The organism is Geomesophilobacter sediminis (genome assembly GCF_016458275.1).
Lineage (GTDB): Bacteria > Desulfobacterota > Desulfuromonadia > Geobacterales > Geobacteraceae > Geomesophilobacter > Geomesophilobacter sediminis.
The window spans coordinates 46,014-59,346 of record NZ_JAEMHM010000019.1 but is presented as its reverse complement, the minus strand read 5'-3'; the positions used below and the strand labels follow the sequence as shown (position 1 = coordinate 59,346).

At 62.6% G+C, this 13,333-nt stretch carries 10 protein-coding genes and 1 riboswitch; of the genes, 1 reads left to right on the top strand and 9 read right to left on the bottom strand.

Annotated features, from left to right (window positions below):
* Positions 1–3: 3 nt before the first annotated feature.
* From ccsB to alr, 9 genes are all read right to left on the bottom strand, one after another.
* A complete protein-coding gene (gene ccsB, locus JFN93_RS20095) occupies positions 4–852 on the bottom strand; it encodes a c-type cytochrome biogenesis protein CcsB (protein ID WP_199385934.1) in 849 nt (282 codons plus the stop codon).
* Positions 853–902: 50 nt separating this feature from the next.
* Positions 903–2,264 (bottom strand): cytochrome c biogenesis protein ResB, encoded by a 1,362-nt coding sequence (gene resB / locus JFN93_RS20090; RefSeq protein WP_199385933.1) that lies wholly within the window; start codon positions 2,262–2,264, stop codon positions 903–905.
* Positions 2,265–2,435: 171 nt separating this feature from the next.
* Positions 2,436–2,705, bottom strand: a complete 270-nt coding sequence (locus JFN93_RS20085) for a cytochrome c3 family protein (protein ID WP_199385932.1) — start codon at positions 2,703–2,705, stop codon at positions 2,436–2,438.
* A 284-nt stretch (positions 2,706–2,989) separates the two neighbouring features.
* Complete coding sequence (gene purE, locus JFN93_RS20080) at positions 2,990–3,493, bottom strand: 5-(carboxyamino)imidazole ribonucleotide mutase (RefSeq protein ID WP_199385931.1); 504 nt, start codon at positions 3,491–3,493, stop codon at positions 2,990–2,992.
* 357 nt (positions 3,494–3,850) lie between these two features.
* The gene (gene purD, locus JFN93_RS20075; protein WP_199385930.1) at positions 3,851–5,125 is read right to left on the bottom strand and encodes a phosphoribosylamine--glycine ligase; all 1,275 of its coding nucleotides are present in this window, start codon (positions 5,123–5,125) and stop codon (positions 3,851–3,853) included.
* A 212-nt stretch (positions 5,126–5,337) separates the two neighbouring features.
* A complete protein-coding gene (gene purH / locus JFN93_RS20070) occupies positions 5,338–6,903 on the bottom strand; it encodes a bifunctional phosphoribosylaminoimidazolecarboxamide formyltransferase/IMP cyclohydrolase (protein WP_199385929.1) in 1,566 nt (521 codons plus the stop codon).
* Positions 6,904–7,293: 390 nt separating this feature from the next.
* The gene (locus tag JFN93_RS20065; RefSeq protein WP_199385928.1) at positions 7,294–8,547 is read right to left on the bottom strand and encodes an ASKHA domain-containing protein; all 1,254 of its coding nucleotides are present in this window, start codon (positions 8,545–8,547) and stop codon (positions 7,294–7,296) included.
* 461 nt (positions 8,548–9,008) lie between these two features.
* The gene (gene selD, locus JFN93_RS20060; protein WP_199385927.1) at positions 9,009–10,037 is read right to left on the bottom strand and encodes a selenide, water dikinase SelD; all 1,029 of its coding nucleotides are present in this window, start codon (positions 10,035–10,037) and stop codon (positions 9,009–9,011) included.
* A 150-nt stretch (positions 10,038–10,187) separates the two neighbouring features.
* Positions 10,188–11,321 carry an alanine racemase gene (gene alr, locus JFN93_RS20055; protein WP_199385926.1) on the bottom strand — a complete coding sequence of 378 codons (1,134 nt, stop codon included), beginning with the start codon at positions 11,319–11,321 and terminating at the stop codon, positions 10,188–10,190.
* Between the two features lie 201 nt (positions 11,322–11,522).
* Positions 11,523–11,625: riboswitch (TPP riboswitch) on the top strand.
* Positions 11,626–11,881: 256 nt separating this feature from the next.
* On the opposite strand from alr, the gene thiD reads away from it, so the two are divergent.
* Entirely contained in the window at positions 11,882–13,306 is a 1,425-nt protein-coding gene (gene thiD, locus JFN93_RS20050) for a bifunctional hydroxymethylpyrimidine kinase/phosphomethylpyrimidine kinase (protein ID WP_199385925.1), read from the top strand.
* The last annotated feature ends 27 nt before the right edge of the window (positions 13,307–13,333 follow it).

The following is a 13,333-nucleotide window of genomic DNA, read 5'->3' as shown; positions in this document are numbered from 1 at the left end:
CGCCTATTTGCCGTAGCTGTGCAGGCCGGACAGGAAGAGGTTGACGCCCAGGTAGCAGAAGATGGTGGCAGCAAACCCGATGACCGACAGGATCGCGGCGCGGCGGCCGACCCAGCCGCGGGTGATGCGGGCGTGGAGGAAAGCCGCGTAGACGAACCAGACGATGAGGGACCAGGTCTCTTTCGGGTCCCAGCTCCAGTAGGTGCCCCAGGCGTAGTTCGCCCAGGCCGCCCCGGTGATGATCCCCAGGGAGAGGAGCGGGAAGCCGATCATGATCGCCTTGTAGTTCAGGTCGTCGAGGACCTTCACCGCCGGGAACATGGAGAGCATCCCCCCCGCGGCGGCGCTCCCCCCGTTTTGTTCCATCTTGTCCCGGATCAGGTACATGATCGAGATGCCGCAGGCGACCGCGAAGGCGGCGTAGCCCAAAAAGCAGGTGATGACATGGTACATGAGCCAGCTGCTCTGCAGCGCGGGGACCAGCGGCTCGATGCCGCTGTCCAGGCTGAGCTGGGCCCAGGCCAGGCCGAAGAGGGCGAAGGGAACGACGAAGGCGCCGACCGCCCGGTACTTGTACTTGAAGTCCATGATCAGGAAGATCAGGATGATGGTCCAGGAGAAGAAGACCACCGACTCGAACAGGTTGGAGAGCGGCGCGTGGCCGTGTCCCTGGTCGTAGGATTCCTTCCAGCGCAGCCCGATGGCTGCGGTTTCAACGAGAAAACCGAAGAGCGCGGCGTAGGTGCCGGCCAGGCCGACCGCCTTGCTACGGGATGCAAGAAATGCGAAGAATATGCAGGTGGACACCAGGTAGGTGACCATGGCGACGTTAAAAAACATGGAACTGGACATCGATGACCTCCGGTCGGTTCAGTTAAGACATGGTAAAGAAGGGGCCGGTGCTACCCCTTGTTCAGCTTCTGCATCAGCTCGTCGAAGGAGAGCTCAAACCCGGCAGGGTTTTTCGAAGCGGAGCCGCCGAAGGTGACCGAACCGTCGGTAACCCTCGCCCAGAGCCGCTTGTGCGACATGAAAAACGCCATGCAGATCCCGACCACCATGAGCGCGCAGCCGAGCCAGACCACGAGGACCCCCGGGTCCTTCGCCACCTGGAGACCGGTGTAGAACTTCTGGTCCAGGCTGGCGAGGGTGAGGACCAGGTCGCCACCGTGCTGCTCGTTGAAGGACTGGTACTTGTCACCCAGGATGACGAACGGCTGGGGCTGTCCACCCGGCGGAGTGAATTCCACCTGGGCTCCCGGGCCGTCGAAGTCCTTCATGAAAGGACGGACGTCAGCGGTCCCTTCCATGACCGAGAGGAAGGCTCCTCCCGGAAGTGCCACCCGCTCCCCTTGGCGCGCCGTGATCTGGGTCGCGGCACCGGTTTTGCGGTTTTTGACCGAGATGTGGTAGCTAGCGCCTTCGTCGGAGGGGCCGTAGCTCGACTGGTAGAAGGTCACCCCTTTGTAGGTAAGGGGCTCGTTAACGATAACGGGGATGTTCTGCTTGCCGGCAACCGGCTGGCCGTTTTCGAGGACGGTCAGAAGGCTCTTGAATTCCTTCGGAGCTCCGGTGTCGTAGAAGGCGACGGAGAATTTCTCGCAGCGGACGGCGAAACCAAGGTCAACGGCCTTGCCGTTCCTTGTCACGACCCTGGAGATGCTCCCACCTTCCGGGATGTTGACGTATCCCTTATATCCGGCAAAGGAGCCGATGATGGCCCCGATAAATACGATGATGATCGAGAAGTGAACTACGTAGACCCCGAGGCGGCACCAGGCGTGTTTCTGGGCGAACAAGTGATACTCGCCGTTTACCTCGGTGACGACCGGCTCGGCGAACTCCTGCTTGAGGAAGGAGACGATCTGGTCTTTGATGGAGGCGGCGGCGCCGGTCATTTTGACATCGCGGGTGATCGAGAGAGAAGTCTCGAAGCGATCGTCCATGACCAGAACCGGCTCGGAAATGATCTTCCAGACCCGGGGGAGCCGCTTGATGGAGCAGCAGATGAGGTTGAGGGTCAGGAAGTAAAGAAGGAGGATGAACCACCAGGAGTGGTACATGTCGAAAAAGCCGAGCTGCTGGTACAGCTTGAACTTCGTTTCACTGATAGTCTGCAGGTACTCTTGCGGGGGGTTCCCCTGCGGGATGATCGTGCCGATAATGGAAACGAGGGCAAGCCCGATGAGAAGAAAAATTGAGAGTCTCAGAGAGCAGAAAAAATCCCATAGTTGGTAAGCAAATCCGCGTTTCGTCGTATTCAAGGCGAGTCTCCCGATGAGGTGGTTTGCAACTGACTGAAAAGAAAGCAAGCCATTATAGACAAATTGTCGAATAGCGACAAACAAAAAATTCCGCTACTTATACCGAGAGATAAAAAAAGGGTAACCGGAACAGTCCGGCTACCCTTTTATTACAAAACAATCAGGAAAACATTACTTCTTGTGGCATTCGCCGCACTTGGTGGGGCCGCTGGTCTTGGCGTGGCACCCTTTGCAGAGCTCGTGCGCCTTGTTCTTGTCGATGGTGATCTTCGACGGAGCCCCTTCGCCGTGGCAAGCCTTGCACTCGGCGCGGCCCTGGTGGGCTTTGTGGTTGAAAGTGACCGCACCTTTGGAAGGAGCCGGGTAGACGACGGTGTCCGCGGCCACGGCGGAAACGGCAAACGCGAAGGTAAGAGCGACGGCTACGATGATTTTGTTCATTAGATTCCCTCCAGTATCGTAAAGTAACGCGAAGATTAATACAGCGCTTTAACCATTGTCAAGGATAAAACCAGGAGCCAGGGGCTCGGGATACGGGGCAGGGAAGCCGAAATCGTCCGTGTTTTAGCGCAAGCGGCACCTCAAGCGGCACCAACTAAGTCCGAGCAAGTCCCCCTTTGTGAAGGGGGATTTGCCTTGGAGGATTTGCCTTCTGAAGGGTTACCAGAACCTCAGCCCCCCTTCGCAAAAGGGGGAGTACAAGGCTCCTTAGCCTAGGGGGGCCACTAGCTCCTCGATTTCTGCAGCTCGTTGTCCTTGCGCTCGACCTCGGCGGCCATCTGCTCGCGATAGGCAATGAGCTTCTTGGTCAGCTCCGGGTCGCGCAGCGAGAGGATCTGCACCGCGAAGATGCCGGCGTTTTTGGCGCCGGCCTTGCCGACCGCCATGGTGGCGACCGGGATACCGCCCGGCATCTGGACCGTGGCGTAGAGAGCGTCGATGCCGCTCAGGGCACCCCCCCCCATCGGGACGCCGATGACCGGCAGGGTAGTCTCGGCGGCGACGACACCGGCCAAGTGGGCAGCCATGCCGGCGGCAGCGATCACCAGCTGGACGCCGCGCCCCGCCGCCTCGTGAGCCAGTTGGGCGGTTCTTTTCGGCGAGCGGTGCGCCGACGAGATGCGCATTTCGTATGGGACGCCGAACTCGTCGAGGACCTTGGCAGCCTCCTCCATGGTCGGCAGGTCGGAGTCGCTCCCCATAACGATAAGAACAGCAGGGTTATTCATTGATTCACCTCTTGGGTTGGTGTGTCAGAAACTGCGCCCTTGGATAACGTTGCCCACGAGCGGATAAAAACGATTGAATTAGTGCGATTAAGGCAAATAACCCATCCTCACCCTGTCCGTCGCAAGCTCGCGCTTTCGCGCGCGTCCCTTGAAGGAGAGGGAACGTTAGACAAGGCAACCGGGCCTTTAAGCACCCGCGTCCTGAGGGGTAGCGGGCGAGCGTGGGTTGGAACGGATGGGGTGAGGGGGGGGGCCACGGTCACAAAACCTGAAAGGCAAATCCCCCCCAGCCCCCCTTTTTCAAAGGGGGGAGGTGCAAGGTTGTACCCTAGCCCCTAGTCCCTAGCCCCGGTTTCCTTATCCCCGCGTCATCGCCTTCGCCCCGATATCCTTCCGGCAGTGCATGCCAGGCCAGGAAATGCGAGCAACGCCCTGGTAGGCGCGGTCGATGGCGTCCTTCACGGTCGTCCCCAGCGCGGTGACGCCGAGAACCCGGCCGCCGTTGGTGACGATCTTGCCGTCCTGGCTTTTGGTACCGGCGTGGAATACCACCAGCTCTTCGAGCTGCGCGGCATCGCCCATTCCGGAGATGACGTCCCCCTTGCGGTAGTCGCCTGGGTAACCCTCGGCGGCCAGCACCACGCAGACCGCGGCCTTGTCGTGCCACTCGACCTGGACCTTGGAGATGTCGCCGGAGGCGACCGCCATAAGCACCGGCACGATGTCCGACTTCATCCGCATCAAGAGCGGCTGGCACTCGGGATCGCCGAAGCGGGCGTTGAATTCGAGGGTCTTGACGTTTTCGCCGTCGATCATGAGCCCGGCGTAGAGGACGCCGCGGTAGGGACGCCCTTCGGCGGCCATGCCGTCGACGGTACGCCGCATCACCTCGGCCATCGCTTTGTCGTGGATCGACTGGGTGACCACCGGAGCCGGGGAGTATGCCCCCATCCCGCCGGTGTTGGGCCCCTTGTCGCCATCGAAAACGGCCTTGTGGTCCTGGGCGCTCGCCAGCGGAATGATGTTCTTGCCGTCGGTGAAGGCGAGGAAGGAGGCCTCCTCCCCTTTCAGGAACTCCTCGACCACGACGCGCGAGCCCGCCGAGCCGAAGGCATTGCCGGAGAGCATGTCCTCAACCGTGGCAACCGCTTCCTCACGGGTCTGGGCGATGATGACCCCCTTGCCCGCAGCGAGCCCGTCCGCCTTGATGACGATGGGAATCCCGGTCCGGTCGATGAACTCGATGGCCGGCTGGACCTCGGTGAAGACACCGTAGGCGGCGGTCGGCACGTTGTATTTATGCATCAGGTCCTTGGAAAAGGCCTTGCTCGCCTCGATGAGGGCGGCGTTCTTCCGGGCGCCGAACGCCTTGAGGCCGTTGTCCTCGAAGAGGTCGACCAGTCCCAGGGAGAGCGGAAGCTCCGGCCCGACCACGGTCAGGTCGATGGCATTGTCCTGGGCGAATTTCAGCAGGCCGGGCAGGTCGTCCACCGCGATGGCGACGTTCTCAGCGAGCTCCGCGGTCCCGGGGTTGCCCGGGGCGCAATATACCTTCTTGACCAGCGGCGACTGGGCGATCTTCCATACCAGTGCGTGTTCCCTCCCGCCGCTGCCTATTACCAGTATCTTCATGTCAATTCCTCAACTGTGCTGTGTGCCCCACTCCGAAGGCCGAAGAAGCGGGACTGGGGGCTAGGGGCTGGGGACTAGAGTGAGCAGACGAGAAGAACGGCGATCCCTCTTCTTTCGTTGAAGCCTGGGGCAACCGGACCTGCCACCCTTTTGGAAGAAGTGTCACGGTTTTCCCTAGCCCCTAGCCACTGCTCCCTAGCCCCGGCTTTTTCCTAGTGGCGGAAATGCCTCATACCGGTGAAGACCATGGCGATGCCGTGCTCGTCGGCGGCGGCGATCACCTCGGCGTCTCTCATGCTGCCACCCGGCTGGATCACCGCGGTCACCCCGGCCTGGGCGGCGTTGTCGAGACCGTCACGGAACGGGAAGAAGGCGTCGGAGGCCATCACGGCACCCTTGACCGGAATCCCGGCGTGCTCGGCCTTGATCGCCGCGATACGGGCGGAGTTGACGCGGCTCATCTGGCCGGCGCCGACCCCTACGGTCGCGTTGCCGCGGCCGTAGACGATGGCGTTGGACTTCACGAACTTGGCCACCTTCCAGGTGAAGAGGAGGTCTTCCATCTCGGCGTCGGTCGGCGCCCGCTTGGTCACCACCTTGAGCTCGTTGAAGAGTTCCAGGTCGGCGTCCTGCACCAGGATCCCGCCGTTGACCCGTTTGAAGTCAAGGCGCGCCGCCGGCTGCTCGGCCCAGAAACCGCACTCGAGGAGACGGACGTTCTTCTTGGCGGCGACCACCTCGGAGGCGGCCTCGCTGATCTTCGGAGCGATGATGACTTCGACGAACTGGCGGTCGACGATGGCGCGGGCGGTCATCTCGTCGAGCTCGCGGTTGAAGGCGATGATCCCGCCGAAAGCGGATTCGGTATCGGTCTTATAGGCCGCCTCGTACGCTTCGAGGATGTTGCCGGCGACGGCGACGCCGCAGGGATTGGCGTGCTTCACGATGACGCAGGCCGGGCCTTCGTTGAACTGCTTGACGCACTCGAGCGCCGCGTCGGTGTCGGCGATGTTGTTGTAGGAAAGCTCTTTGCCCTGGAGCTGACGGGCGGTGCAGATGGAAGCGTCCGTCACGTTCTTTTCGACGTAGAAGGCCGCGCCCTGGTGCGGGTTCTCGCCGTAGCGCATCCCCTGGGCCAGACGGTACTGCATGGTGAGGGTCTGCGGGTAGGCATCGACCCCTTCGCCCAGACGGGCGCCGAGCCAGTTGGAGATGGCGCCGTCGTAGGCGGCGGTGTGCTGGTAGACCTTGACGGCCAGCCGGAAGTTGGTCTCGCGGGAAACGGCGCCGCCGGAAGCCTTCATCTCGTCCAGGACCACCTGGTAATCGGCGTGGTCGACGATGACGGTGACGTCGCGGTTATTCTTGGCCGCGGAGCGGAGCATGGTCGGGCCGCCGATATCGATGTTCTCGATGGCGTCTTCCATGGTGCACCCTTCCTTGGCGACGGTCGCCTCGAACGGGTAGAGGTTCACGACCACCATGTCGATCGGCTCGATGCCGTGCTCCTGCATCTTGGCAACGTGCGCCGGGTTCTCCCTCATGCCGAGGATCCCGCCGTGCACCTTCGGGTGCAGCGTCTTGACCCGGCCGTCGAGCATTTCCGGGAAGCCGGTGAACTCGGAGACGTCCTTCACCGGGACCCCCGCATCACGCAGCAGCTTTGCGGTTCCGCCGGTGGAGAGGATCTCCACGCCATACCCGGAAAGCGCCTTGGAAAACTCGACCACACCGGTCTTCTCCGACACACTGATCAGCGCGCGACCAATCTTTGCCATGAATGTACTCCTTTTCCTTTTCTATTGGTTTTACTTGCCTGACGACGAGTCCAAAAAACAAAAAAGCATTCGGTCCGCAGATACACGCAGATGAACGCAGATAACTTCAAAATCTGAGTGGGAAACAACCGGGGACTGGCTCCGCAGGTGCCTGTCCCCCTCTCAGCCGACACGCAGGTGCCACGACACGCAGGTGCCAGGCACTTTCTAATCCACAGCTCCGCAGGTGCCAGGCACTTTCTAATCCAATTCGTAGGGTGGGCACGCTGTGCCCACGCGGTCAGCTTGGTGGGCAGAGGGCTACCCACCCTACAGAAGGGGGAACGAAGGGGGGACTACCCCTTACCTATGAAGCAACTCCGGCGGGCGGTCGGCCGACCACCTGGGGAGTCATGGGAAATCCAGATTGGCAAGGAACAACTGTTCGAAAAGCGGGGTGCCGGAGAGCGGGATCACGCGGACGGCTTCGGCCAGGCGCTCGACCTGCTCGCGCCCCCCGGGATCGGTCAGGAACCGCTCCACCCCGGCCAGCGCGCCCTCACGGACAAAGCCCGTGATTATTACCATTTTTTCGGTGAAAATTCCAATACTTTTTAGGACCGCAGGGGAAAGCACGGCACCGAAGGAGCCGGTGAGAACGACCTCGCTCAAATCGTCGGCAGAGAGGTGGGCGCGGGAGAGGAGAACCTCTATCCCGGCACGCAGCGCCCCCTTGGCAAGCTGAAGCGCGCGGATGTCCTCCTGGTCGAGGTAGACCGTGCTTTTCGCGTCCCGGTGCAGCACGAACGCGGGGACGCCGTTGATATCGGTACGCCGGTTGGCGAGATTGGAGGGAATCTCGTCGGCGGAGACGATCCGGCCGGTGGCGTCGATGATGCCGGCGCCGCGCAGCGCGGATACGGCCTCAAGAACGCCGGAACCGCAGATGCCATGCGGCGGCGCTCCCGGGATGGTGCGGACGGCCAGACGGTCGCCCGATATCTCCACGGAGCTGATCGCACCGGGAAGCGCGGCGGTGCCGCACTTCAGGTTCCCCCCTTCGAAGGCAGGCCCCGCTGCCGCGGAGGTGGCGAGAAAACCGTTGCCATCGTAGAGGGCGATCTCGGCGTTGGTGCCGAGATCCAGATAGAGCGAGCGGGGGCGGGGCGTTTCGGCGAGCCCGTGCAGGAAGGCGAGCAGGTCGCCGCCGACGAAGCCCCCGGGGAGCGGGAAGAGGTAGGCGGGGACGTCGAGATCCCATCCGAGTTTTGCCGTGGTCACGGATTGGCCGGCACTGAACGAGGGGCGAAAGGGAGGCGCGGCTAAGGATTTGGGGTAGAGCCCGAGGGCGATCTCCTCCATGGCCGAGTTCGCTGCGACCGCGACGCCGGAAAGGTGCTCCGGCGAAGCGTCTATCTGCTGCAGCAGGTCCCGGGTCATCCGCTCCATTTCGGCCGCGGCGGCCATCTGCATGCCGGAGAGCTCCACGGGATCGGCAGCGGCGCCGATACGGGCAAGCACGTCCGAGCCCCACTGGCGCTGTGGATTCATAGCGGAACAGACGCCAAGACGCTCGCCGGTACCAAGGTCAAGGAGAGAGGCGGCGATGGTGGTCGTGCCGAGGTCAAAGGCGGCAGCGAGTTTGCGAATGTGGGAAGGAGTCATTGAAAAAAGGGGCTCTTTATTTGGGAAGACGGAAAATTCACAGAGAAAGGCGCCGACACCTGCAGGAGCGGCATTCCTGCCGTGATCAAAGCCATTCGCGCCCGGAAGGGCGCTCCCACAGCAAGGCGGGCAGATCCGGAGCTACGCTGCGGTGTATTTCGCTAGGCGATGTTGAGGAGCAGACTGGCCGGTTCCCCATGAAGCAGGCGCCAACCCTGTGGGAGCGCCATTCTTGGCGCGAACAACTGGTGCCAAAACTTGTAGGAGCAGCATTCCTGCCGCGATCAAAGCCATTCGCGCCCGGAAGGGCGCTCCCACAGCAAGGCCCTTGATCGCCCCCCTTTGACAAAGGGGGGCCGGAGAGGATTTGCTGTCAGGGTTTTACTTGTTTCTCTGCGCGAGGGAGAACCTCAGAGGCAAATCCCCCTAAATCCCCCTTCGCAAAGGGGGACTTAACGGTGCTACCTGAAAACCAATGCGGTCTCTCTTTTAGGCACGACCTCCCCGATCTGCACCGCGAAGGCGCCGCGGTCGGCAGAACGAGCGAGGAATTCACGGGCGTCGGCCGGAGCGAAGGCGATCAGCAGCCCGCCGGAGGTCTGCGGATCGAAGAGGGGCAGGAGCCGGTCCGGTGTCCCGCCGGATACCAGCTCACTATAGTATTCACGGTTGCGGTAGCATCCGGCCGGAACCATCCCGTCCGCCACCAACGCATCGACCCCGGCAAGGACCGGTATCCGATCCAGCTCCAAGGCAAAGGAAAGCCCGGCACCAAGGGCCATCTCGCAGGCATGCCCGATGAAGCCGAAACCGGTGACGTCGGTCGCGGCAGATGCATTGCATTGCACCATGAGTTCCGCCGCTTCCTTGTTGAGTCGGGTCATCCAGCGGCTGCACTCGGCGGCAAGCTCAGCCGGGACCATCTCCGCCTTGATCGCGGTGGAAACGATGCCGGAGCCGAGCGGCTTGGTGAGGACGAGAACATCGCCGGGACGGGAGGTACTGTTGCGGATTACCCGGCTCGGATCAATCAGCCCGGTCACCGCCAGGCCGTATTTGAGCTCATCATCTTCAACGGTGTGGCCGCCGACGAGGCAGGCGCCCGCCTCGCGCAGCGCATCAGCGCCGCCGGCGAGGATGGCAGCCAGCACCGAAGTCGGGAGCGAACACGCCGGGAAAAAGGCGAGGTTCAGCGCAGTCACCGGCCGTCCCCCCATGGCATACACATCGGAGAGGGAATTGGCCGCCGCAATGCGCCCGAAGGTAAAGGGGTCGTCGACCAGCGGCGTGATGACGTCGGTGGTCTGCACCAGGGCGAGCTGGTCCCCTATGCGGTAGACTCCCGCATCCTCCGCCCCCTCAACCCCCACGATCAGGTTCGGGTCATCGGAGCGTACGATATCAGCAATGGCTTCCTCCAGGCCCGCCGGGCCCAGCTTGGCGGCTCAACCGGCCGCCTTCACCATGCTGGTAAGTCTGATGTCAGACATTGGCAGCTCCTTGTAATGGTTTGTCGGCAGTAGCTGGCGCAGGGACGTAAGGGATATCAACAAACCCTATCGTTTTTCCCTAGCCCCCAGTCCCCAGCCCCTAGCCCCGGGTTCCAGGCCTTCCTTCCCACCCCCAGCCCCGGTTCCTGGCTAATCCAGATAGATCCGCGGGACGCGCTTGCTGATACAGCAGAAAATCTCGTAGGGTATCGTCCCGGCTTTATCGGCAAGTTCCTGGGCGCTGATGCAGACGCCGCTCGGGTCCATCCCCAAAAGGGTCACTTCGTCGCCCACCGACACCCCCTCGATCCCGGTCACGTCGACCATGATCCAGTCCATGCAGACCGTCCCGGTCACCCGCGCCCGCTTGCCGCGGATCAGCACCTCTCCCTTGTTGGTGAGGGCCCGGTTGTAGCCGTCGGCGTAGCCTACCGGCACGCTGGCGATCAGCCGACGCTCATCGGCCGTGTAGCGCCGGCCATAACTGATGCAGGTTCCCGGATCGACCCACTTCAACATGGCGACTTTGCTCCGGAAGCGTAAAACCGGCTCCGGCTCCACCACCTTCCCCTGAAAATCTGCGGAAGGGAGGGCGCCATACAAAATAATGCCGGGACGCACCAGGTTGCAGTAGGGAAGCTTCAGGTTCAAGACTGCTGCGCTGTTGGCGATGTGGATGTACCGGGGTGCAAAGCCCTGGGCCCGTGCCTCGGACACCGCTTTGGAAAACCGTTCCGCCTGGAGTTCGGTGTAGTTCACCCCCTCCGGGTCGAGTTCGTCGGCACTGGCGAAGTGGGAGAAAATCCCCTCCAGCTCCAGGTTCTTGAATCTCTTGAGCTCCCTCAGAAAGGCGGGGATGTCGGCATGGGAGACGCCGAGTCGCCCCATCCCGGTGTCGACTTCGAGGTGGACCAGCGCCTTGCGGTAGAGTTTCGCCGCTGCCGCATCCAGTCCTTCGGCCTGTTCCAGGGTGAAAAGGGCGGTGGAGAGGTGGTAGCCGACGCACTTTCGCTCCTCGCCGGGATAGATCCCCCCCAGGATGAGGACGGTGCGGTCCAGCCCGCTGCGACGCAGTTGGATCCCTTCGGCCAGGAAGGCGACCCCGAAGGCCTCCGCCCCGAGCGACTCCAGCTCCTTGGAAATGTCGAGAAAGCCGTGGCCGTAGGCGTCGGCCTTCACGACGGCGAGGATCCCGCTCCCGGCGGGAATGGTGCGCTTCACCAGCGCGTAATTTTTGCGAAGGGCGGCGAGGTTGATCTCCGCAACGGTCGTACGACCATCCATTTCGTGAATTCCCCATACATCTGAAGATTTCGGTTCCATCGGAAAAGCCCCGGGCCGTTACCAGCCAGGGGCATTCCAGATGCTCGCTTTTTTTAGCACTTCTCCCCTTGGCTGTAAAGGCAAAAACCCGGAAACCGTTGACCTTACGGGAAAAAGAGACGTTGACAAAACGCTGTCTATGAAATAACGTATGCCGCTACACTTGCCAGCTGGGGGAGTTCTTCCGAACTGAGACAGGCACCGCCTGAGACCCTTTGAACCTGATCCGGCTAGAACCGGCGTAGGGAAGCGGCGCGAACTCCCATCCATACCATCCAGGAGCCGCGACCCTTTCCGTCGCGGCTTTTTTATTGGCTGGTGATCGTAAATCCGACGGGCCCTCGCCCTACGGGAGAGGGTCGGGGTAAGGGTCGTATCAGTCTCCCCCGTCCCGTTGTGGCCTCTTCCCTCACCCGCCCTCCGAGCCCCCTCTCCCGAGGGGAGAAGGGTAGATAGGTGTTGCGGGCGCGGCATGCTGCGCCCCTAGCGGTTCAGCCACCCTTTAAGAGATAAGAAGGACCATGTCTTTACATCGAAAAAGTGTCATCTCCGGCCTCTACCTCATCACCGACGACGGCGAACACCTTTTGGAACGGGTCGAGGCGGCACTGCACGGCGGGGTCCGTGTCCTGCAGTACCGCGACAAGCACCGCAGCCACGCCGACCGGTTCGCCCTGGGCAGTGCCCTCAAAGAGCTCTGTGCCCGATTCGATGTTCCTTTCATCGTGAACGACGACCTGGAACTCGCCCGGGAGCTCGACGCCGACGGCGTCCACCTGGGGCAGGACGACGGCGACCCGGTCCGGGCCCGGCAGTTGCTGGGACCGAATAAAGTAATAGGGATCTCCACCCACAACCCGGAAGAGGCCGCTACCGCGGAGGCCGCCGGTGCCGATTACCTCGGCTTTGGCGCCATCTACCCCACCGCCTCCAAGGAGGTCGGCATCATCCAGGGGCCGGAGGCGGTGCGCGCCATCAAGGAACGGGTGAAGATTCCCGTGGTGGCGATCGGCGGCATCGACCGCGACAACGCCCCGGCGCTCATCGACAACGGGATCGATGCGGTCGCCGTCATCTCCGCGGTCCTGGCCGCGGGAGAGCCGGAACTGGCGGCTCGCGAGATCGCCCTTCTGTTCAACCGGGCCCTCCCCCAGCCGCGCGGCGCCGTCCTCACCGTCGCCGGCAGCGACTCCGGCGGCGGCGCCGGCATCCAGGGGGACCTGAAGACGATCACCCTTCTGGGGAGCTACGGCGCCTCGGCCATCGCGGCCCTCACCGCCCAAAACAGCACCGGGGTCACCGGAATCCATCCCGTCCCGGCCGAGTTTCTCCGCGACCAGCTCGATGCAGTCCTGTCCGACCTCCCGATCGACGTGGTGAAGGTGGGGATGCTCCTGTCCCCGGAAAACGCCGCGGTCCTCGCCGACCGGCTCCGCACTTACCGCAAGCAAATGCTGGTACTGGACACGGTGATGGTCGCCAAGGGCGGCGCTCACTTGCTCGATGACGAGGCGGTCCAGGTGCTCAAGAAGGAGTTGATTCCGCTCAGCTACCTCCTCACCCCGAACGTTCCCGAAGCGGAACGGCTGACCGGACTTTCCATCACCAGCGTGGAAGCCATGGTGGCCGCGACCCGGGAGCTGCACCGGATGGGGGCGCGCAACGTTCTTCTCAAAGGGGGACACCTGGAGGGGGACGAGGTGGCCGATCTTTTTTTTGACGGTTCCCGCTTCGCCATTTTCACCGCCCCGCGCACGCCGACGCCGCATACCCACGGCACCGGCTGCGCCCTCGCCTCCGCCATTGCGACGTTCCTCGCCCAGGGGGAACCGCTTCCGGCGGCGATCAGCCGGGGAAAACAGTACATTACCCGCGCCATACAGTTCGCCGGCCCCTTCGGAAAAGGACACGGATCGGTGAACCACTATCGCGCTGCAACACCTTAACAACCCGGCCCTGCCGGACCTATACGA